Raw genomic sequence first — 21,736 nt, 5'->3', positions numbered from 1 at the left:
GACGCGCTGAGCCACGACCCGGTCTGACCCCTAGAGACGGGACAGCCGGGGGTCGGGTTTACGTCTCGCTGTCGTCCAGAACGCCGGTGGCAGCTGCGCGCAGGCCCTTCACGGATTGGTACAGCGCGTGCTCCCGGGCCGAGGCGAGCGTCGTGTCTGCGGCCTTCCGGGAGGTGTTCTCGGCGTGGGCATCGCGCACCATCCGTCGCATGACCTCGGCCAGATCGTCGGCCGCATGGACCACGCCGTACAGCGCCTCCACGACGACCTGCGGTCCCTCTAGGATGACGATCTCGGCGGCTCGTTGGACGCCGCGGACCTGCGCTTCGAAGTACTCCATCTTCGCGTCGACGTCTTCCAGGTCCGGCCGGTCTGTGGCCAGCGCGTCGCGCACCGCGTCCGCGGCGACATCTCGGTCGTACGCCGCGCCCAGGTAGGCCGCGTAGGCATCCCGGCGGTGCTGGCGACGCCACTGGCCGAACTGCGAGCGGGCCGCCGCGCGCCCGGTAAGCATCGCTGAGCCCAGGGTGGCGAGTGAGCCGACGGCGGCGCCGAGCAGCGCGGTTAGTCCAGCGTCCATGGCTCTCATTCTCCCTTTTGGACCAGGACCGCGGCCGGTCAGTACGGCTTGAGCAAGCGACTCACGAACTGACGGGTCCGCTCCTCGCGCGGCTCGCCGAGTACGACGGCCGGCGGACCCTGCTCGACCACCACGCCGCCGTCCATGAACACCACCTGGTCGGCGACCTCACGGGCGAAGCCAAGCTCGTGGGTCACGATCAGCATCGTCCAGCCCTCCTCGGCGAGCTCCTTGATCACCGTCAGCACCTCGCCGACCAGCTCCGGGTCGAGGGCCGAGGTCGGCTCGTCGAAGAGCAGCAGCCGGGGCCGGAGCGCGAGAGCCCGGACGATGCCGACTCGCTGCTGCTGGCCGCCGGAGAGCTTGAAGGGGTGGACCAGGGCCTTGTCCGCGAGCCCGACCCGCTCCAGCAGCACACGCGCCTCGGCGATGGCCTCGGCCCGCGGCCGCTTCTGGACCCTGACCGGCCCCTCGATCACGTTCTCCAGCACGGTCAGGTGCGGGAACAGGTTGTAGTGCTGGAACACCATCGCGCTGCCGTCGCGGAGCCCGAGCGCCTCCCGCCGCGGCACCGACGCCGCGAAGTCCACGCTGACCTCGCCGAGCGTGACCGTCCCGGCATCCGGGGTCTCCAGCAGGTTGAGCGAGCGGAGCACGGTGGTCTTGCCGGAGCCGGACGGTCCGATCAGCGCGACCACCTCGCCGCGGCGTACCGTCAGGTCGATCCCGGCCAGCACCTCGTGCGACCCGAACGATTTGTGCAGCCCGCGCGCGGTCAGCAGGTCCCCGCCCTTGGCGAGGTCCGGCTTGGTGAGATCAGTGGACGACATAGCGGTCCAACCTCTTCTCCAGGAACGACTGGCCGGTGGACAGGACCAGGCAGATCACCCAGTAGATGACCGCCGCCTCGGAGTAGATCACCATGAACTCCCGGCTGGGTGCCGCGATCTCTTGGGCTTGGCGGAACAACTCGGTCACCAGGATCAGCGAGGCCAGCGAGGTGTCCTTGACCAGGCTGATGAAGGTGTTGGACAGCGGCGGCACCGACACCCGGGCTGCCTGCGGCAAGATGATTCGGCGCATCGCGAGCCAGCGCGACATGCCGATCATGTACGCCGCCTCCGACTGCCCGCGCGGCACCGAGAGGATGGCGGCGCGAATGATTTCGGCGGCGTACCCACCGACATTCATGGAGAACGCCACGACCGCGCAGGGCCACGGGTCCCACAAGAGACCGATCTCGGGCAGCCCGTAGAAGATCACGAACAGTTGCACCAGCAGCGGCGTACCCCTGATCACTGAGACGTAGCCGCGGGCCAGGCCGGCCAGGATCGGGTTGCCGCTGATCCGCATCAGCGCCACCGCGAGCGCGATCACCAAGCCAAGCGCGAAGCAGATCAACGCGAGCGGGATGGTCCCGATCAGACCCCACTTGAGAATCGGCCAGAAGGCGCGCTGCACCAGGTCCCAGTCGAGGTCCACTACTTCGTGACGTCCTCGCCGAAGTATTTCTCCGAGATCTTCGCCAGCGTGCCGTCGGCGGCAAGGTCGGCCAACGCCTTGTTGACGGCCTCGACCAGGTCATCGCCGCCCTGGCGGAAGGTGAACGCGTTCTCCGCAACCTCATCGGACTCGACGGCGATCTTGATGCTGTCGTCGGTCTCCGTCTTCTGCCAGTCCAAGAACGTAAGAACGTCGTTGACCGTCGCGTCGATGCGTCCCTGCTTGAGCAGGGTCACCGCCTGCGCCCAGCCCTCGACGGCCTCGACCTTGGCACCCTCGTTCTTGGCCATCTCGTACCAGTTGCTGGTCAGCGACTGCGCGGTGCGCTTGCCCTTGAGGTCGGCGAATGACTTGATCGAGTCGTCGTCCGACCTCACCACGATCACGCCGGGGCTGATCGTGTACGGCGTGGAGAAGGCGTACTTCTCCTTCCGCTCGTCGTTGATGGTGACCTGGTTGGCGATCATGTCGAAGCGACCGGAGTCCAGGCCGGCGAAGATCGCGTCCCACTGGGTCTCGAAGAACTCCGCCTTCACCCCGAGCTCGCCGGCCACGGCCTCGGCAACCTCGACGTCGAAGCCGGTCAGCTCACCCGTGCCGTCGTCGGCGTGGAAGGTGAACGGCTTATAGGTGCCCTCGGTGCCGATCTTCAGGACCCCGGCGTCCTGGATCTCCTTGAGCGAGGCGGCGTCCTCAGTCTTGGTGTCCTTGCCTGCCTCTTCGCGGGTGGTGCCCTCACCGCAGGCGGCGAGGCTGAACGTGAGGAGTACGGCGATGCCGGCTGCCGCGGCGCGTCCGAGATTCATCGTGGTGGACCTCTTCAAAGTCGAGTGGATTGATAGACAAAACTTACCAAGCCTCCGCACAACGTCGGCTGGTCCCCCTACCATTCCACCGAACGGCGACGCTGTGGCCGGTCGCACACGCCGAAAACAAGACGAGGCCCGCCACCCCAGGCGGGGTAGCGGGCCTCGAGAGGACGAGATTCGTCAGCCGGCCTTGACGAAGCCAGCGGCCTCGGCGGCCTCCTCGGTGCGGAACCACACCTCGGCGACGGTCTGGTCGTACCACTGCGACGCCGGCGTGTGGAACTTGCCGGAGTCCTTGTTGCCCTTGATCTCGAAGCCCTCGGGAGCGGAACCGTCCTCGAGCGGCTCGGCGACGTCGTCGCCGAACTCGATGTCCGCGATGCCCTTGGCCTCGGTGACCTCGGCAGCGCCCTCGTCGACCTTCGCCTCCTCGGCCGGAGCCTCGTCGACCTTCTCGGCCTTCGGGGCAGCCTTGGTGTCGGCCTTCTTCTTGGCGGCCGCCTTCGGCTTGTACGCCTCGGTCACCAGCTCGATGACCGCCATCGGGGCGTTGTCGCCCTTCCGGGGACCGATCTTGGTGATCCGGGTGTAGCCGCCCGGACGCTCGGCGAACGTGGGCGCGATCTCGGTGAACAGGGTGTGCACGACCGACTTGTCGCGGATGGTCTTGAGGACCTCGCGACGGTTGTGCAGGTCGCCCTTCTTGGCCTTGGTGATCAGCTTCTCCGCGTGCGGACGCAGCACCCGGGCCTTGGCCTCGGTGGTGGTGATGCGGCCGTGCTCGAACAGCTGGGTCGCCAGGTTGGCCAGGATCAGCCGCTGGTGCGCCGGGCTACCGCCGAGGCGGGGACCCTTCTTGGGGGTTGGCATTGCTCTCTCGTTTCTCTCCGGCCGTATCAGGTACCGGAGTAGATGGGGTGGTCTCGATACGGTCGCTGCGCGACCTACGCAGACCTTCCGAGTTACTTAGTACTGCTCGTCCTCGACGAAGGCGTCGTCGTCGTCATCGCCGTACGCCGCCAGGGCGGTGGCCGGGTCGAAGCCCGGGGCGCTGTCCTTGAGCGACAGACCCATCTCGTGCAGCTTCGCCTTGACCTCGTCGATGGACTTGGCGCCGAAGTTGCGGATGTCGAGCAGGTCCTGCTCCGAGCGCGAGATCAGCTCACCCACGGTGTGGATGCCCTCACGCTTGAGGCAGTTGTACGAACGCACGGTCAGCTGCAGGTCCTCGACCGGGAGGGCGAGGTCGGCGGCCAGCTGCTCGTCGACGGGCGACGGGCCGATGTCGATGCCCTCGGCCTCGACGTTCAGCTCGCGCGCCAGGCCGAACAGCTCGACCAGGGTCTTGCCGGCCGAGGCGATCGCGTCGCGGGGACGGATCGACGGCTTGGTCTCGACGTCGATGACCAGCTTGTCGAAGTCCGTGCGCTGCTCGACACGGGTCGCCTCGACCTTGTAGGTCACCTTGAGCACGGGCGAGTAGATCGAGTCCACCGGCATCCGGCCGATCTCGTTGTCCGCGCCCTTGTTCTGGACCGCCGAGACGTAGCCGCGGCCACGCTCAACGACGAGCTCCATCTCGAGCTTGCCCTTGTCGGACAGGGTCGCGATCTTGAGCTCGGGGTTGTGCACCTCGACACCGGCCGGCGGCGCGATGTCGGCAGCGGTGACGTCACCGGCACCCTGCTTGCGGAGGTACATCGTGACGGGCTCGTCGTGCTCGGAGGAGACGACGAGACCCTTCAGGTTGAGGATGACCTCGGTGACGTCTTCCTTGACACCCTCGATGGTCGAGAACTCGTGGAGAACGTTGTCGATCTTGATGCTGGTGACCGACGCTCCGGGGATCGAGCTGAGGAGCGTACGGCGCAGCGAGTTGCCGAGCGTGTAGCCGAAGCCGGGCTCCAGCGGCTCAATAACGAACCGGGACCGGAACTCGTCGATGGCATCTTCCGACAGGGTCGGGCGCTGAGCGATGAGCACTGAATCTTTCCTTTCCGAAGCCGCCCACTATTTGACGGCCACGAACTAAGTAGCGAAGGAAGGTATGAAGTTGTGTGGCAGGTGTGCCGCCGGGCTACTACTTCTTGGAGTAGTACTCGACGATGAGCTGCTCCTGGACCGGGATGTCGATCTGCGCCCGGACCGGCAGCTGGTGGACGAGGACTCGCATGCGGTTCGGCAGCGCCTCGAGCCAGGCAGGGACAACACGCTCGCCGTGGGTCTCACGGGCGACGATGAACGGGGTCATCTCCAGCGACTTCTCGCGCACGTCGATGACGTCGTACGGCGACACCTGGAACGACGGGATGTCGACCTTGCGGCCGTTCACCAGGAAGTGGCCGTGTACGACGAGCTGCCGGGCGTGCCGGCGGGTGCGGGCGAAGCCGGCGCGGTACACGACGTTGTCGAGACGGCACTCCAGCAGCTGAAGCAGGTTCTCACCGGTCTTGCCGTCGCGACGGAAGGCCTCGGTGTAGTAGTTGTGGAACTGCTTCTCGAGGATGCCGTAGGTGAAGCGGGCCTTCTGCTTCTCACGAAGCTGGAGCAGGTACTCGCTCTCCTTGATCCGGCCGCGGCCGTGCTGGCCGGGCGGGTAGGGGCGACGCTCGTAAGCCTGGTCGCCACCGACGAGGTCGACACCGAGACGGCGCGACTTCTTGGTCATGGGTCCGGTGTAACGGGCCATGTCAGTCTCTCTTTCTCAGTCTCGGGTCAGACGCGACGGCGCTTGGGCGGCCGGCATCCGTTGTGCGGGGTGGGGGTCACGTCCTGGATGGTGCCGACCTCGAGGCCGATCGCACCCAGCGAACGGATCGCCGTCTCGCGGCCCGAGCCCGGGCCCTTCACGAAGACGTCGATCTTCTTCATGCCGTGCTCCATCGCCCGGCGACCAGCGGCCTCGGCGGCCATCTGCGCGGCGAACGGGGTGGACTTGCGCGAGCCCTTGAAGCCGACGGTGCCGGCGCTGGCCCACGAGATCACCGCACCGGTCGGGTCGGTGATGGTGACGATGGTGTTGTTGAACGTGCTCTTGATGTGGGCTTCGCCCTGAGCGACGTTCTTCTTCTCCTTGCGGCGCACCTTCTTGGCGCCCGCTGCACGTGCCTTGGGAGGCATTCAGTAACTCCTGTGGTAGCTGGTCTGTGAGATTCGGGAAGGCTTGGTGTCCGGCCTGACCGCTGGTTGAGGAGGTTGCGCTGGCAACCGTCTCGAAACCAAGGTCAACCGATCACTTGGCCTTCTTCTTGCCGGCAACGGTGCGCTTCGGACCCTTGCGGGTACGAGCGTTGGTCTTGGTGCGCTGACCGCGGACCGGGAGGCCCTGGCGGTGGCGGCGACCTTGGTAGCTGCCGATCTCGATCTTGCGGCGGATGTCGGCCTGAACCTCGCGCCGAAGGTCACCCTCGGTCTTGAAGTTCGCGTCGATCTCGTCGCGGAGCTTGACCAGCTCTTCATCGCCCAGCTGGTGGACCCGCATGTTCGGGTCGACACCGGTCGCAGCGAGCAGCTGCTGGGCGCGGGTACGGCCAATGCCGTAGATGTAGGTGAGTGCGATCTCGACGCGCTTGTCACGCGGCAGGTCCACACCAACGAGGCGTGCCATCAGGTGGCGTTCCTTTCGAACTGCACAGAGGTTTCTGGTCGTGTCGCGTCCCGGTCCCTCGTGGGCCAGGCTCCGGCCTCTGCGCCGGAGGTGATTCGCGCCGTCGTACGACGGGCTAGCGACTCGATTGAGTGAGTATTCAGTTGTGGAGCGCCGGGGCTCAGCCCTGGCGCTGCTTGTGACGCGGGTTCTCGCAGATCACCATGACGCGGCCGTGGCGACGGATCACCTTGCACTTGTCACAGATCGGCTTGACGCTCGGGTTGACCTTCATGTCAGCCCTTTCTCGCTTGTGTCGGCTGCTTACTTGTAGCGGTAGACGATCCGGCCTCGGGTGAGGTCGTACGGCGAGAGCTCCACCACGACGCGGTCCTCGGGGAGGATTCGGATGTAGTGCTGTCGCATCTTGCCGCTGATGTGGGCGAGGACCTTGTGCCCGTTGCTCAGCTCAACCCGGAACATCGCGTTCGGGAGAGCTTCGACAACCGTGCCCTCGATCTCGATCACGCCTTCTTTCTTCGGCATGCCTTCCCATCTGGTCGTTGTTGCCTACCGGTGGCCCGGGAACCTCTGGCCGTCTGTGACCAGTGGACCTCGTGCAGTCGTCGCGTGGACCTCATCCCGGGCACGCGTCTGACCTGCTCTTTCGAGCGTCAGATGTGTGATCCGGGCAGCCGCGAGGCACCACGAAACAGACCCACGTTGGGCCGACACGCCAGTTTAGTGGCAAAACGCGCGGAATCGCGAATCAGCCCGGATCCACGGATGGGCGCCGTGAGCTGCGCGTCGCCAGGCGGGTGTGATGGCAAGGCGGCGGAGCGAAGGCGGGCCGGAGGCCCGTCGAGTCTTCGCCAACGCAGCCAGCGCGCCCGCATGGCGGCGCGCAGTAGGCGGCCATCCGTGGATCGGGCTCAGGGCTGGACCTGAATCTCGGCCCGGTGACCGACCGCGCCAGCCATTCGCGCATCGCGGGTCATGAGCGGCAGGTCGAGCCCTTCAGCCATGGCCACATAGGTCGCGTCGTACGCCGTGAGGTTGTTCCGCAACTCGAGCACCCGGGCTAAGTACGGGAGGCTCGGATGACGAGTGATCCGCAGCGAGCCAAAGTCGCTCAGCATGGCGACTGCTCGATCAGAGTCGAGCTTTCCACCCAGGAGCAGGCCACGGATCCCACTCGCAACCTCGACATCGATCAGGTGCGGAGCATGAAGACTGCGGGCAGTCGCCAGGCGCTTTCGCAGCACCTCGTCTGCCTGACGGTTGGCAAGCAGGGCAATGACGACCGACGCGTCGACGACAAACGTCACCGGCGACCCTCGTGCACAGCCGTGACAATCTCGTCGTCGGTCAGCTCGACGGCCGGGCGAGCGGCGATCCGCTTGACGGCCTCGTCCAACGTCGGCTGCCGAGCGTCGTCAGTGAGCAGGTCGCGGACATAGGACGACAACGAGACACCCCGATCGGAGGCTCGTTCCCGCAGGAGATGCAAGACGTCGTCTGGGACATCTCGCACCTGAATGATCGAACCCATGAACCAACCTTAGCATTCTTCATGAAGACTGCATGCATGGAGCACTACTGCGCGCCCATGCCGCCGCTGCCGACGGCGTAACGGAGGAGCTCGGTGACGGCCTTCTCCAGGTCGATGTCGGCGAAGGACACCGTAGCTTGGAACACCTGGTCGCCCTTCATCGCGACCGCAGTCGCAGTCGGGGCCGCTCCGGTCTCGTGTACCAGCCGCGCCGCGTCGGCCCCTGGTACGTCGATGTCACGCGGCTCGGCCTTCTTGTTGAGGACGATCACGTTCTCGGCCCAGTACTGGTCCAGGTCGCTGCCGGCGCCACGGCTGCTGACCAGGCTCGCCGACAACGGCGCCTCGCCGGCGGTGTACTCGCAGATCGTTGCGGCCGGGTAGTCCGCGCTCGCCTTGGCGGTCACCTGCGCGCCAAGGATCTTGCTGGCGGCCGGCGCGTCCGGAGCCTGGCAGGGCTTGTCGAGCGGGGCGCCCGCGGCGGCCACAACCGGCTCGCCGAGCACCCGCGCCATCAGGTGTACGGCGGTCGCACGGTCGCCGTTGAGCATCACGGAGTAGCCCTTGCCGTCGGCGACCGCGTAGACCGCCGTCGCGGCGAAGTTCGGCTGCAGCCAGGTCATCAGCGTGGCCTCGTCGGCGCCGGGCACCTCGAGCTTCTCCTGCTCGGCCTCGGAACCGGCGGCGGCGTTGCCGACCTTGACCAGGCCGTCGAGGGTCGCCTCCTGCCCGCCGCTGACCACCAGCCGGAACGGCATCGTGACCGGCTGTTGCTGGTAGGTACAGGCATTGAGCTCGGCCGCACCCTCCGGACCTACGGTCGCGCCGTAAGTGATGCCGACGATCGTGGACGCGTCCTCGATGGTCAGGAACGAGCACGGGTCCGGTCCCTCCTTGGCGCTGCTCGACGGCTCCTTCTCTTCTTCTCCGCAGGCGGTCAGGGCGAGGGCCAGGGCCAGCAGCAGCGCGGGCGCGGTCGTTCTCATGCGGAGGTGTTTATCAGAGCTTCCTTGTCAATTGTTAAGAGGCAGCGTTCCCTTCCGCCTCGCGCGCCGGTCGTGATCACGATGAACGGGCAAGCGCGGCCCCCGCCCGGTGCCGCAACCAACTCGGGAGGAACGTTCAGATGCTCACATCGACGACCAGAAGGCGGCTCGGACTCGCATCCGTGGCCGCGATCGCACTCGGCTCCACGCTGGCGGCCAGCCCGCTCGCCAACGCGGCGCCGGGCCCGGACGCCGTGCCCGGCGCCGAGGTGCGCGGCGCCGACAGCGCGGCCGCGATCGACGGCAGCTACATCGTGGTGATGAAGAAGGACCACGGCGGCGATGCCGCGACCAAGTCCGCCGCGCGGTCGCTCGCCCTGTCCCACGACGCCAAGCTGCGCCGTACCTTCGACACCATCGACGGCTTCTCCGCGGCGATGACCGCCAGCGAGGCCGAGGCGCTCGCCGCCGACCCGCGGGTCGAGTACGTGCAGGCCAACCAGCGCCTCCAGCTCTCGCCCTCGGAGGCGTCGAGTCCCAAGGCCGAGGTGGCCTGGGGCCTGGACCGCAGTGACCAGCGTGACCTGCCGCTGGACGGCAGCTACACCGCGCCCAGCGACGCCGAGGGCGTCAGCGCGTACGTCGTCGACACCGGCATCTACGCCGAGCACAGCGACTTCGAGGGCCGGGCCCAGGTCGGCACCGACACCATCGGTGACGGCGGCGAGGGCGTGGACTGCCACGGGCACGGCAGCCACGTGGCCGGCACCATCGCCGGCGCCACCTGGGGGCTGGCGAAGAAGGCCGACGTGTACGGCGTACGCGTGCTGGACTGCCAGGGCAGCGGCACCACCGAGAGCGTGGTCGCCGGCATCGAGTGGGTGACCGAGAACGCCCAGAAGCCCGCGGTCGCCAACATGAGCCTCGGCGGCCCGCAGGACGACGTACTCGACGCGGCGGTCGCCGAGTCGGTCGCGGCCGGCATCACCTTCGTCGTCGCGGCGGGCAACGAGTCGTCCGACGCCTGCGGCGTCTCACCGGCGCGGGAGCCGTCCGCGATCACCGTCGGCGCAACCGACGCCGACGACGCGCAGGCCGTGTTCTCGAACTACGGCACCTGCCTCGACATCTACGCCCCCGGCGTGGACGTCGAGTCGGTCGGCATCGGCGACCCGTCGGCAACCGACACCATGAGCGGTACGTCGATGGCTTCGCCGCACGCCGCGGGCGGTGCCGTGCTCTACCTGGCCGCGAATCCCGAGGCCACGCCCGACCAGGTCGCCGAGGCGCTGACCACGGCCGCCACACCGGACAAGGTGACCAACCCGGGTGAGGGCTCGCCGAACAAGCTGCTGTACGTCGGCGCGGAGGGCTGACACTCCGCTCCACTCCCGTCCGATGGTCGGCTCCTCCCCCGTGGGAGCCGGCCGTCGGCACATGTCGTGCGATGAGTTGTGGCAGCGAGACCGGTCTACCTGGGCATGGCAACGTTGAAGGAGACCAGCGGCCGGGACCGCGCCGAATGGTTCGAGGTGCTGGACGAGTGGGGCGCGCCCGGGCGGGAGTACGCCGAGATCGCGGCCTGGCTGACCGGTGAGCAGGGCCTGAGCAAGTGGTGGGCCCAGAAGCTGATCGTGGAATATGAGCAGGACCGTGGCCTGCGTGGCCGCGGCGCCCGCCCCGACGGAACCTTCGCCGGCGGCGCGAGCAAGACGCTGGCGGTGCCGGTCTCGGCTGCGTACGACGCCTTCGTCGACCCCGCCCGGCGCGAGCGCTGGCTGCCCGGCGTACAGCTGACCGAGCGGCCGACCACGGCCAGCCGCTCGGCCCGCTTCGACGTCGCCGACGGCACCCGGCTCGCGGCCACCTTCGACGCGACCGGCGACGCCAAGTGCCAGGTCGCCATCACCCAGGAAGGCCTCCCCACTGCCGAGGCCGCCGAGCAGGCCAAGCTCGCTTGGCGCGACCGGCTAGCGGCACTCAAGGCAGACCTCGAGGCCTAGGTTGACGGGCACTCCCTGACGTTGTGGGGCGTTGCAACGGCCAACAACGTCAGGAATCCCCGGTCGGCCGGGGATTCCACCACCCCTCAGCGCCGCCCGAACGAGCGGAGGTTGACGGCGGCGAGGAGGCGGCGGCCGCGGGGGACGACGCTGCTCATGGCGCGGCGTTCGGCGTCGACGGCGGTCCAGAACGAGGTGGCGGCGTTGGGGTCGGGGGCGGCGGGGCCGAAGACGTAGCCGTCGGCGATCCGGGCCAGCTGGGGCGCGGCGGGCGAGACAATCGCGGTGGACTGCTCACGGCGGGTGATGGCGGCGCCCATCGGGATCGGCTGGCCGAGGTCGCGGGCGTGGTCGACCAGCTCCCGCCAGGCCCCGACGAACCTCGCGGACACCTTCGCCGCGCTCAGCCGACGACGCCGCCGGAGCAGCTTCGCGCCGACGACCGCACCGAGCAGCAGCACGACCAGCAGCAGCGGGCCACCGACGTACACCAACAGCGCCTTCGCCCAGGCCGGCAGCGACCACGGGCCCCCGTCGCCGGCGTTGCGCTTGGCCTTGCGCGAGTTCAGCTCGGCGTCGGTCTGCTCGCCGCTGGTCGACGGAGGCGGGATCGGCGCCGGCGGCGGGACGACGGTGCCGCTCATCTCCTGCTCGGTCTGCGGCGGCTGTTCGGCGGGCCGGTCGGTGTCCATGAACTCCGAGGTGGGCAGCGTCCGCCAGGTCCCGTCGGCGAGCTGGAGCTCGACCCAGGCCTGGACCGACGAGCCCTTGACCTCGCCGCCCTCGGGTACGACGGCGCCCATCACCACCCGCGCCGGCACGCCGATCTTGTTGGCCAGCAGCGCCATCACTGCGGCGTACTGCTCGTCGTTGCCGACCATGATCGGCGCGTTGACGAACTCGTCGGACAGCCGCGCGACGTGGTGGCCGGCGTGGTAGATCTTCTCGGCCGCGAGCACGCCGTCGCTGTACTTGCCCTCGCGCTTGAGGTGCTCGGCGACCGCGAAGACCCGCTTCATCGGCTCGCTCTCGCCCTTCGACCACTGCACCGCCTGGGTGTCCAGGAAGGCAGCGGCGATGGCCGCGTCGCCGATCGCGCCCGACGGCAGGTCGGCGTCGGTCACCCCGTCCTTGGGGAGTACGGCGGAGAAGGAGTAGCGGTCGCCCGGGTGGATGCCGGACGGTACGACGGCGGTCGAGGTGGCCAGGTTGTAGCGGAACGCCTCGGCCTTGGCGTCGGGGTCGCCGTCGGTGAAGTCCATCGACTGCAGCGCACCGGCCAACGGCAGCCAGACACCGGAGTAGCCCTCGCCGATCTCCACCTCGACATCGACCTCCTTGCCGTCGACCGGGTTGTCGATGGTCGAGGAGACCCGCTGGTAGGTGTCGTTGGTGGCGCCCGGGATCGCGTCATTGGAGGCGCCCCAGACCACGCCGTCGTAGTGGTCGAGCGTCGCGAACCGGATCCGTGTGTGCTCCGGCAGCCCGTCGACGGTGAACAGCGTCTTGTCGTAGAGGTTGACCGCGTCCGGCTTCGGCATCTTCACGTAGCGACGGAAGGAGGCGAGCGGCGAGGGGTACTGGCCGACGTCGAACGGCGGCTCGACGTAGGTGCGCAGCACGACCCGGTCACCGTCGGCAGCGTCGCCGCCGGTGGCGAGGGTGGCGACGGGTACGGCGAGCGCCCCGGCCACGCCAAGCAGCGCCGCCCCCACGACCAGCCGGGTGGACCGGCCGGCGCCACCGCGGATCGGGCCGCTCGAGCGCTGGGCTCGGATGGCCAGGAACGCTAGCGCGAGTGCGCCGAGCACAGCGCCCTGGACCCACAGCGACTGCGGGTGCCGAACGCCGAGCAGGATCACCATCACCAGCAGGAGCAGGGGTGCGAGCAGCGGCAGCCCGGCGTACTTGAAACGGAGCAGCAGGGTCCCGAGCAGCCCGGCCACCAGCCCGAGCAGCCACGGCAGCACCAGCAGCGGGCCGGACCCGTCGACGGGCGGCAGCGTGGTCAGCAGGTCCTTCCAGCCGTAGAGCGACTGGTCGACCAGCTCGCCGATCGTCCCCGGCAGCGGCAGCATCGCGTCGCCGCCCTCGGACCGCAGGCAGAGCGGGCCGCCGAGCAGCAGGAACGCGACCACGGCGATGAGTACGCCGGCGATCGCCGGCCATCGCAGCACCGTGACCAGTACGCCGATCGCGGTTCCGACCAGCAGCCCGACCCCGCCGACGACGGCAAAGGACCAGCCGGTGAAGGTCGGTGCCAGCCCGAGCAGTGCCGCAGTACAGACCGCGAGCAGCAGCACGATGTCGATGATCCGGTCGCGGAGCGAGACGTCCTTCATCGCACGCTCCAGCGCAGCACCGGGCCGAGATCTTCCTTGCTGGCCAGGTAGAGGACGGGCAGCCCGCCCGCCTCGGTGACCCGGGTCCGGCCGCCGGGCTCGATCACCAGCGCGAACCGGCGTACCTCCGGCGGGAACACCGCCGAGGCGCGCTGGAACGTCTCGAACGACGCACCAGTGCCGGCGAGCAGGAAGAGCAGGCTGGTGTCCGGGGCCAGCTGCGCGGCACGGGTGGCGGCCGTGACCAGGCCGACGCGTCCCGGCGCGGCGCGGCAGATCGTGTCCAGAGTCCGGTTGCCGTCGGCGCCGCTCGCGCCCTGGTCGCCGCAGACGAACGACGTCTCGAACTCGTCGAGCGCGGCCCGGACGATGATCGAGCCGGCCACCGACATGGCGGTCTCGAAGTCGGTGTCGTCGTAACCATCGCCATACGACGAGAGCTGGTCGTCGACGACCAGCGTGGCGTGGCTGCGCCGGGTGTCGAGGTACTGCCGGACGAGCAGTTGGGAGGCCTTCGCCGAGGATCGCCAGTGGACGTGGCGCAGGTCGTCGCCGGGCACGTACTCGCGCAGCGCGTGGAAGGCCAGGTCGCTCTGCGAGATCGCGTCGGTCTCCACGCCCTCCAGGTCGCGGAGCAGGCCCGCGCCGAGTGACTCCAGCGGCACCAGCGGCGGCCGGACCAGAATCTCGGAGACGTCGGTCCACTCCACGTCGCGGCTGAAGATACCGAGCGGGTCACCCCGCCGGGTGGTGGCCGGGCCGACGGCGATCACGCCGCGCTGCTCGGTGCGGACCGTGAACGACTCCTCGTGGGTGTTGCCGGCGCCGAGCGACGGTACGCCGTACCGGTGCACCGCCTCCCCCACCGGCAGCTCCAGCAGGGTCGGCAGCAGCCGCCGCGGCGCGATGTTGGTGACGTGCATCGAGGCCGCGACCGACTGACCCGCGGTCACCCGCTGCGGCTCCAGCACCAGGTCGACCTTCACCTTGGTCCGGCCGAACAGGAACGGCAGCGCAAGGAGGAGCAGCAGCACGCAGGCAGCAGCGAATACGGCGAGCTCCCGCCAGCCGGCCCACGCGGCGACGACCGCCGCGAGTACGCCGACGGCGAGGATCGTCCACCCGACCGGGTTGACGACCTTCAGCGCCTCGCGCACCCGCTCCCACAGCTCCGGCATGCCGACCTCAGGCCACCCGGTCGGTCGGCGGCGCGACGGTGTCGAGCAGGCGGGTGATCACGGTCTCGACCGAGACGCCGCTGAACTGCGCCTCGGCGTCCAGCAGCAGGCGGTGGCACAGCACCGGCTCTGCGAGCATCTTGATGTCGTCGGGGACCACGTGGTCGCGGCCGTCGGCGGCCGCCCAGGTCTTGGCGACCCGGATGAAGGCCAGGCAGCCGCGGGCAGAAAGGCCGAGCTTGACGTGTGGCTGGCGGCGCGACTCCTCGGCCAGCTCGGCGACGTACCCGACCACCGCCGGGTCGACGTACACGTCGTCGGCCAAGCCGCTCATCTGCGCGATCGTCTCCGCGGTGATTATCGGCTTGACCAGCGCGGCGCGGTCGCGGACCCGGGCGTTGACCAGCAGCTCGACGGTGGCGGCGTGGTCGGGGTAGCCGACCGAGGTCTTCATCAGGAACCGGTCGAGCTGCGCCTCGGGAAGCCGGTAGGTGCCGGCCTGCTCGATCGGGTTCTGGGTGGCGATCACCATGAACGGCCGGCCCACGCTGTGCGGCTGTCCGTCGACGGTGACCCGGCCCTCCTCCATCACCTCGAGCAGCGCGGACTGGGTCTTCGGCGAGGCGCGGTTGATCTCGTCGGCGAGCACGATCGTGTGGAAGATCGGGCCGGCGTGGAACTCGAAGGTGCCCTTGTGCTGGTCGTAGACGGTCACGCCGGTGACGTCGGACGGCAGCAGGTCGGGGGTGAACTGGATCCGCGCGTGGCTGCCCTGCACGGTGTTGGCCAGCGCACGGGCGAGCATCGTCTTGCCGGTGCCCGGGAAGTCCTCGAGCAGGAAGTGGCCCTCCGACAGCAGGCAGGTCAGCGCCAGCCGGACGACGTGCCGCTTGCCGAGAACCGCCTTCGAGATGTTGTCGGTCATCTGGTCGAAGGTCTGCTGGAACCAAGCGGCCTGTTCGTGGGAGATCGTCACTTGAGATCCTGTGGTCTAGGAGGGAGGGCGTTGATGCTGCTCATGATGTTGGCCAGTTGATGCGGGGCGACTTGAAGGTCTGGCCCCCCGCACTACACGTGATCTCGATCCAGTTGCCCGGATAGCCGTAGTAGCGGGGGGTGTCGTAGGTGGTGTTGGCGTTGAAGGTGCCGTTGCCCCAGCCGCCGGTGTCCTCCTCGCTGCGAAGCTCGCAGCTCATGTTGCTGCTCGGCACGTCGCTGGAGGAGATGCGGACGTGGCCGCACGACGGGTGGTTGCAAGGCGTGCTGCCACCGCAGTCGGGCGCGCTGGTGGCGTCGTTGCACTTGGCGCCGCGACTGATCGAGACCTTCGGGTTTGGCGGCGGCGTCGTGACCTCGCCACCCTCACGCCGCTCGACCGGGCGCTGGTTGCCCTCGGTCGTCACGGTCAGGTCGCAGTTGAGCCGCTGGCTGCTCCCACTCACCGAGCGGCGGACGTTGACCGTGCCGTCGCCCGGGCCGATGTTCTCGGCCCGGCCGCCGAAGTCGACGGTGACCACTAGGCCGTTCGGGTTGACCGGCCAGGTGCACGACGCCTCGGTCTGGCCCTCGGACTTCTGGACGCTGCCGATGCCGACCGGTCCGAAGGTGCGCAGGTTCTTGGTCCCCGACGTCGTACACCGCTCGTTCTCGTTACAGACCTGCAGGCTGACCTGGTAGTCGCTGCCGTCGGCGGGCATCCGTACCGGCTGGTCGGCGAAGCTCTGCCCGTTCGGCGAAGCCTGCCAGCTCTGGCCGCTGCGGCCGCCGTTGATCAGCAGGTGCACCGTGGAGCTGCTGCCGCGCGAGGCGGGCGCGCTGAACGTCGCCTGGCCCGCGTTGTCCTGGCCGGTCGGGAAGACCGACCAGTCGCCCCACTCCGCCGGCGTACCGGTCGCCTTCCAGGTCGAGGCCGGTCCGGTCGCGGACTTGTTGCCGCCGTTGGTGACCTTGACCTTGTAGCTGTAGGTGGTGCCGTCGTACTTGATGCCGGAGTTGTCGCAGGTTGTCACCGTGATGTTGGTGCAGCTGGCGAGCGCCTGGTCGTTGCGGAAGACCGTGTACGACGCGGGCGCGGGGCCGTTGGGGTCGACCGCCGGCCAGTCCAGCGTGACCGCGCCGTTGTCGCCGGCGGTCTGCTGGTCGGTGATCGTCGGCGCGGCCGGGGTGCCCGGCGTACCGACCGACTGCATCGGCGCCGAGATCCGCCGCTCGCCGACGTCGAAGTTGTTCTCGGCCTGGACGCTGAAGGTGTACTTCTTGTTGTTGTCCAGTCCGGTCGCGGTGTACTGGGTGCCGCGAACCTTCTTGGCGGTCGAGCCCGCCCACGAGACCCAGTAGTGCTTGACGGCCGACGCCTCGGTGGTCGGTTTGGTCCAGCGGAACGTGACCGTCCGGTCGCCGACCCGCACCTGCTCGATCGGGCCGACGATGCCGGGCCGGGTGTCCGGGGTGGCCTTCGCCGACGCGCCGCTCCAGTCGGACCAGCCCACCGCGTTGTGGGCGCGGACCTGGAACGAGTAGGGCTTGCCGTTGGTAAGGCCGGTGAAGTCGCACGACGTCGAGCCACACTTGCGCGTCGTACCGTCGCTGGCCTTGAGCTCGTAGGAGTCGATCGGCGCACCGTTGGCGGCCGGCGCCCTCCAGTTGAGGCTGACCTCCTTGCTGCGCACGGTGTCACCAGGGACCGGTGGCGTCGGCTTGTCGGGGGCGTCCAGGATGGCCAGGTTGATCCGGCCCTCGACCCGGCGCTCGGGTCCGGGGTTGCCGGAGACGTCGCTCATCACGATCCGAAACTCGGCCTTGCCGTCGACCTTGTCGCTGGTGGTGAGGGTGACCTCGCTGCCGGACTTCTCGATCTGTACGTCGAGGCCGGTGACCTGCTCGGCGGTGATGACGGTCGGGTCGGGGTCCTCCACGCCGGCCCGCAGGTAGCGGGCCAGGTCGATGGTCCGGCTCTCGCCGGACTTCATGTCGGCGATCTTGATCGGGGTCAGCGACGGCGGCGGCGTCTTGATCACGGTGAACCGGATCAGGCCGGGCTCGCTGCCGCTGGACTGGACCTTGAGCGTGCCCTGGGTACCAGGCTTGGCGCTGCCTGCGGCCGCGACCTCGATCACCGCGCCCTCGGGCTGGATGATGTTCAGGCCGCTGCCAGGCTTCTCCCAGTCGGCGGCGAACTTCAACGAGTCGGCGTCGTCCGGGTCGGCGGTCCAGACGTGGCACAGCGCCGCGATGTCGAGGTCGACCGACTCACCCTGGGCGATCTCCACCGGCTCGGTCGGGCAGCGCAGGATCGGCGCGGTCTCGCCGACCTGGACGGGTACGGCGAGCACGGCGCGCCTGCCCTTCGCGTCGTCGACCGAGCTGCCGGTGGTCACCTCGAACGTGACCGCGCCGGGACCTTCATAGCCCTTGGCCGCGGTCACCTTGAACGAGTCCTCGCCGGTCACCACGGCGGTGAGCGAGCTCTGCGGGGAGGCCCAGATCCGGTTCTTCAGGGTCAGGATCACCGGTCCGCCGACCGGGTTTGTCACCAGGTCGGAGACCTTCGCGGTGACCGAGCCGCCGGGCTCGACCTCGATCGCCGCACCGGACTTCGTGTACGGCGGCCCGGAGGCGGTCGCGGGCACGAACAGCGACGCCGTCGCCACTCCGCCGTCGGCGTCCTCGACCCGGAACGGCACCACGATCGGCTGCTTTCCGCGGGCCACGGAGATCCTGCTGCCCTCGACGTTCGCGGTCACGCCCTGCGGCGCGAAGACCTCGGCAACCTTCAGCTCATCGCTCGGGCCGTCCGGGTCGTACGCCGTGTCCAGCACGTCGACGGAGACCGTGTCGCCCTCGTCGCGGGGGCCGAACGCGTCGAACACGACCGGCGGGTTGTTGTAGGGCTTGGCGGTGCGCAGCGTGATCGTGCCCTGGGAGGCGTCGATGCCGTTGCCGAGCCGGTAGACCACCTCGACGTTGCGGCCGTCGGCCTTGTCCGGCGCCTGGATGACGACGGGTCCGGTGTCGGACTCCAGGCTGACGCCGTCCGGCGGGTCGACCAGCTCGACGGTGGCCCGGTCGCCGGCGGCCAGCAGGTCGTTGGCGAGCACGTCGACCGTGGCGGTGCGGCCCGGCTCGACGGTGAGCACGTCGGGCACCGCCAGCGGCGGCTGCGGCGCACCCGGGGTCACCACCGCCACCCGGACGGTGCCGAGCGCGACCCCGCCGTACGGGTCGGTCACCTGGTAGGTGAACTCGTCGGTGCCGGCGCTGCCGGGATAGGCCTGGTAGCGCACGGAGTTGGCGCCGAACTTCACCAGCCGGCCCAGCCGCGGGGCGCTGCCGATGCCGAGCAGGGTGACGGCGTCGCCGTCGGGGTCCACCTCGGCGGCCGGCACCTTGAGCTTGACGGTGTCACCGGAGACCACGCGGCCCTCGAGCACCGGCGGCTCCGGAGGCTCGTTGCGGCCCAGCGGCATCACCGTGACCTCCATCCGGCCCGGTGCGGTGTCGCCGTCGGCGTTGGTCGCGAGGTAGCGGACCACGAACCGCTGCGGGTCCTTGAGGCCCGAAGGCGCGACGTACCGGATGAACTTGCCGGCCACGAACGCCTCACCGGTCGGCGCCTTGCGGTCGCCGGGTACCTGCACGGTCAGCCGGCCGGAGCCCTCCTCGGCGACGTGGGAGACCAAGGTGAGCGGGTCGCCGCTGGGGCTGAAGTCGTTGTCGAGGACCGGGACGCTCGCGGTCGATCCGGCCCGGACCGTGACCCGGTCGGTCTCGGTGACCGGGGTGTTGTCGGTGGGCGCGGGGCGCTGGTTGACCACGACCTGGCCCTGGACGCCGCCACGGCTGCCGCTGCTGATCGTGTAGCGGACCAGCATCGGGTTGGGGGTGAGCGCGCCCTGCCTGGCCGCGATCCGGAGCCAGCGGCCGTCGACCACGGCGACGTCGACCTGGTTGGGGGTGGCCGCCTCGGCTCGCTGGACGACGAGCATGTCGCCGGACGGGTCGACGTCGTTGGCGAGCACGTCGACCAGGCTCGGGCTCTGGCCGTAGAGGGTCAGCGTGTCCGGGACCGCGACCGGCGGCTCCTGCTGCGGCGCGCGGACGTCGATCCGGATCTTGCCCCGGGAGAACGGCGCGTTGCCGTACGCCGCGTCGTAGTCGAGGAAGAAGGTCTTGGCCCGGTCGGACCTGAAGGTGATCTCGCCCTCGACCAGGTCGGTCTTGGTGGTGGCGCCGGCGGTCTCGGTGATCTTGCCGGCGAGGCTCAGCGCGGCGTTCGGGGTGATCGGGTCGGAGCCGGGCAGGTCGTTGCCGAGCGGCCGGATCGTGATCGGCTTGCCGACCTCGCCGGAGATCACGTCGGGCTCGGCGGTGGCCGCGATCGCGGTCCGGTCCTTCTTGTCCTGGACCCGGAAGGTGAGCTCGTTGATGATCGGCTCGCCGATGCCATCGGTCACGCCGTACTCGACCTTGCTGATGCCGCCCTTCTGCGGGGCGGTGAACCGGACGCGTCCCGAGGCGGTGACCCGGGCGTCGGCGCCGGAGCCGGCGTTCTTGGCCTCGGCGCTCACCAGGCTGACCGGGTCGCCGTCCTCCTTGTCGCGCCAGTCCGGGAGCACCGGCAGGTCGAGGGTGCCGCCGGCCGGGACGGTCCAGACCTGGTCCTCCTCGAACCCTTCGCGCAGGTGCGGGCTGGCGTTGGAGGTCGACAGGCGGGTCGAGACGTTGACGGTGGCGTGGGCCGAGACGCTGGCCCGGCCGTCGTCGATGTAGTACTCGAAGCTGGTGGTGCCCTTGGCGTTGCCGGGCATCTGCAGCTGGATGCTCTGTCCGTCCGGGCTGATCGTCACCTTGCCGTCGCCGGTGACGTCCTGGACGCTGCGGATCGCGAGGAGGCGGCCGTCGGGGGCGGTGTCGTTGTCGAGCGGGTGGAGGATCGTCGTCCTGCCGGGGCGGGCGCCGAGGTCGTCGTCCTTGGCCTTGGGCGGCCGGCGGTCGCCCTTGTCCTCCTTCTCGTTCTCCTGGTCCTTGTCGTCCTCCTTGACCTTCTGCTTGAAGGCGTCCCAGTTGTCCATCCGGGTGGGCTCGTCGGAGTCGATGTTCCAGACCGCACCCGTCGCACGGTCGTTGAGCAGGATCTCGCCGCGGTTGACGCGGAAGACCAGGTCGGAGGTCGCGGCGTTGAGGTTGGCGACGTTGGTCTCCTGGCCCTCGCAGGCGGTCGCCACCGCGCCCTCGCCGCCCGACCACGCGCCGTACTCACAGGCGCCGAGGCGTACCGGCGGGGTGGGCCTTCCCTGTACGCCGTCGGCAAGCTGCCTGGTCCCGCCGTCGTCGAGGTTGACCGCGATCAGGCCGTCCGGGGTGCCGACGAGTACGTCGTCGGTCTCGGGGCCGGCTTGCTGGAGCGCGGAGCCCGGCGGCAGCTCGGCCTTGGCGCCGCCGATGACCTGCAGCGCGCCGGTCTCGGTGTCGAGGACGACCGCACGGTCGCCGACCGCGGTCACCTGGACCTGCTCGCCGACGTCGATCCCGAGGTCGTCCTCGCTCGCCTTGCCGAGAGCGTCGCCGCTCACCGGGATCCGGGTGATCTCGTCGTCGGCGGCGGAGATCGCGATCACCTCGCCGGACTGGCTGACCGTCATCGCGGTCTGCTTGCCGGTCTTGGCGATCGGCTGTGCCTCGGTGTCCAGGGCGCTGACCGTCGGCGTACCGAGCACGGTGTCCATCCGCTGCGCCCACACCTCGCCGGAGACCGGGTCGGCGGTGGCCAGGGTGCCGCCGGCGAGCGCCACGATCGCGCTGCTCGGGATGCCGGCCTGCTCGTCCTCCGGGTGGGTGACACTCGCCGGGTCGATCGGCGCGATCAGGCCGTCGGACTGGTTGACCGCGACGACCGCCGCACCGTCCTGGACGATGTCGAGGGTGGCGTCGAGCTGGGCGAACACCGCCCCGTCGAGCTGCCCGATCGGCTTGTTCAGCCGGCCGTAGAAGCCGTCGCGGGAGTTGGTGACCCAGATGCCGCCGTCGTTGAGCTGGGTCTCATGAGCCTGGTAGCCGTCGGCGGCCACCGCGTATGCGACGACCCCGCCGGCGGCAAGCGCCAGCGCCACCTGTGACGCGATCGCGGCGCGATGGCGCCGTACGAACGCCCCGAGACTCACTTCTCGAATACCCCCTGCCAGGTGACTCGGCCCCGTA

The 21,736-nt window shown here is 69.3% G+C and carries 20 protein-coding genes; 2 read left to right on the top strand and 18 right to left on the bottom strand.

Translation table 11 applies throughout. From position 1 onward, the window contains the following. Positions 1–58: 58 nt before the first annotated feature. From DDV73_RS17080 to DDV73_RS17015, 14 genes are all read right to left on the bottom strand, one after another. Positions 59–580 (bottom strand): proline dehydrogenase, encoded by a 522-nt coding sequence (locus DDV73_RS17080; RefSeq protein WP_109508469.1) that lies wholly within the window; start codon positions 578–580, stop codon positions 59–61. 38 nt (positions 581–618) lie between these two features. Beyond that, a complete protein-coding gene (locus tag DDV73_RS17075; protein ID WP_109508468.1) occupies positions 619–1,410 on the bottom strand; it encodes an amino acid ABC transporter ATP-binding protein in 792 nt (263 codons plus the stop codon). Next, entirely contained in the window at positions 1,397–2,062 is a 666-nt protein-coding gene (locus tag DDV73_RS17070; RefSeq protein ID WP_109508467.1) for an amino acid ABC transporter permease, read from the bottom strand. The genes DDV73_RS17075 and DDV73_RS17070 overlap by 14 nt, the downstream gene beginning before the upstream one ends. After that, on the bottom strand, positions 2,062–2,889 hold the full coding sequence (locus tag DDV73_RS17065) for an amino acid ABC transporter substrate-binding protein (RefSeq protein ID WP_109508466.1): 828 nt from the start codon (positions 2,887–2,889) through the stop codon (positions 2,062–2,064). The genes DDV73_RS17070 and DDV73_RS17065 overlap by 1 nt, the downstream gene beginning before the upstream one ends. Positions 2,890–3,072: 183 nt before the next feature. After that, positions 3,073–3,762 (bottom strand): 50S ribosomal protein L17, sunset domain variant, encoded by a 690-nt coding sequence (gene rplQ / locus DDV73_RS29615; RefSeq protein ID WP_109508465.1) that lies wholly within the window; start codon positions 3,760–3,762, stop codon positions 3,073–3,075. Between the two features lie 96 nt (positions 3,763–3,858). Further along, positions 3,859–4,875: a DNA-directed RNA polymerase subunit alpha gene (locus tag DDV73_RS17055; RefSeq protein WP_109508464.1), complete on the bottom strand. Its 1,017-nt coding sequence runs from the start codon at positions 4,873–4,875 to the stop codon at positions 3,859–3,861. Between the two features lie 97 nt (positions 4,876–4,972). Beyond that, positions 4,973–5,581 carry a 30S ribosomal protein S4 gene (gene rpsD, locus DDV73_RS17050; RefSeq protein ID WP_109508463.1) on the bottom strand — a complete coding sequence of 203 codons (609 nt, stop codon included), beginning with the start codon at positions 5,579–5,581 and terminating at the stop codon, positions 4,973–4,975. Positions 5,582–5,607: 26 nt separating this feature from the next. Next, entirely contained in the window at positions 5,608–6,012 is a 405-nt protein-coding gene (gene rpsK, locus DDV73_RS17045; protein WP_109508462.1) for a 30S ribosomal protein S11, read from the bottom strand. A 112-nt stretch (positions 6,013–6,124) separates the two neighbouring features. Then, the gene (rpsM, locus tag DDV73_RS17040; RefSeq protein WP_109508461.1) at positions 6,125–6,499 is read right to left on the bottom strand and encodes a 30S ribosomal protein S13; all 375 of its coding nucleotides are present in this window, start codon (positions 6,497–6,499) and stop codon (positions 6,125–6,127) included. A gap of 160 nt (positions 6,500–6,659) precedes the next feature. Further along, entirely contained in the window at positions 6,660–6,773 is a 114-nt protein-coding gene (gene rpmJ, locus DDV73_RS17035) for a 50S ribosomal protein L36 (protein ID WP_004008316.1), read from the bottom strand. Between the two features lie 29 nt (positions 6,774–6,802). After that, a complete protein-coding gene (gene infA, locus DDV73_RS17030) occupies positions 6,803–7,024 on the bottom strand; it encodes a translation initiation factor IF-1 (RefSeq protein WP_011757309.1) in 222 nt (73 codons plus the stop codon). A 386-nt stretch (positions 7,025–7,410) separates the two neighbouring features. After that, complete coding sequence (locus DDV73_RS17025) at positions 7,411–7,806, bottom strand: type II toxin-antitoxin system VapC family toxin (RefSeq protein WP_109508460.1); 396 nt, start codon at positions 7,804–7,806, stop codon at positions 7,411–7,413. Further along, positions 7,803–8,030: a FitA-like ribbon-helix-helix domain-containing protein gene (locus DDV73_RS29740; RefSeq protein ID WP_109508459.1), complete on the bottom strand. Its 228-nt coding sequence runs from the start codon at positions 8,028–8,030 to the stop codon at positions 7,803–7,805. Before DDV73_RS29740 ends, DDV73_RS17025 begins: the two co-directional genes overlap by 4 nt. Positions 8,031–8,074: 44 nt before the next feature. Next, entirely contained in the window at positions 8,075–9,016 is a 942-nt protein-coding gene (locus DDV73_RS17015) for a hypothetical protein (RefSeq protein WP_109508458.1), read from the bottom strand. Positions 9,017–9,156: 140 nt separating this feature from the next. On the opposite strand from DDV73_RS17015, the gene DDV73_RS17010 reads away from it, so the two are divergent. Next, positions 9,157–10,392: a S8 family peptidase gene (locus DDV73_RS17010; protein ID WP_109508457.1), complete on the top strand. Its 1,236-nt coding sequence runs from the start codon at positions 9,157–9,159 to the stop codon at positions 10,390–10,392. Positions 10,393–10,497: 105 nt separating this feature from the next. Continuing rightward, positions 10,498–11,019 carry a hypothetical protein gene (locus tag DDV73_RS17005; protein ID WP_109508456.1) on the top strand — a complete coding sequence of 174 codons (522 nt, stop codon included), beginning with the start codon at positions 10,498–10,500 and terminating at the stop codon, positions 11,017–11,019. An 86-nt stretch (positions 11,020–11,105) separates the two neighbouring features. On the opposite strand, the gene DDV73_RS17000 is transcribed toward DDV73_RS17005, so the two are convergent. Genes DDV73_RS17000 through DDV73_RS16985 form a run of 4 tightly spaced genes read right to left on the bottom strand, consistent with a single transcriptional unit; the run spans position 11,106 to position 21,699 of the window. Further along, complete coding sequence (locus DDV73_RS17000; RefSeq protein ID WP_109508455.1) at positions 11,106–13,361, bottom strand: transglutaminase-like domain-containing protein; 2,256 nt, start codon at positions 13,359–13,361, stop codon at positions 11,106–11,108. Continuing rightward, complete coding sequence (locus DDV73_RS16995; RefSeq protein ID WP_109508454.1) at positions 13,358–14,539, bottom strand: DUF58 domain-containing protein; 1,182 nt, start codon at positions 14,537–14,539, stop codon at positions 13,358–13,360. The genes DDV73_RS17000 and DDV73_RS16995 overlap by 4 nt, the downstream gene beginning before the upstream one ends. Positions 14,540–14,546: 7 nt before the next feature. Next, positions 14,547–15,515 (bottom strand): AAA family ATPase, encoded by a 969-nt coding sequence (locus tag DDV73_RS16990; RefSeq protein ID WP_109508453.1) that lies wholly within the window; start codon positions 15,513–15,515, stop codon positions 14,547–14,549. A gap of 40 nt (positions 15,516–15,555) precedes the next feature. Then, positions 15,556–21,699, bottom strand: coding sequence for an Ig-like domain-containing protein (locus DDV73_RS16985; protein WP_109508452.1), 6,144 nt, complete (start codon positions 21,697–21,699; stop codon positions 15,556–15,558). Positions 21,700–21,736: the final 37 nt, after the last annotated feature.

This window comes from Nocardioides speluncae, from assembly GCF_003121585.1.
GTDB classification, from domain to species: domain Bacteria; phylum Actinomycetota; class Actinomycetes; order Propionibacteriales; family Nocardioidaceae; genus Nocardioides; species Nocardioides speluncae.
The sequence above is the reverse complement of the archived record's forward strand: the minus strand, read 5'-3'. Positions and strand labels throughout refer to the sequence as shown.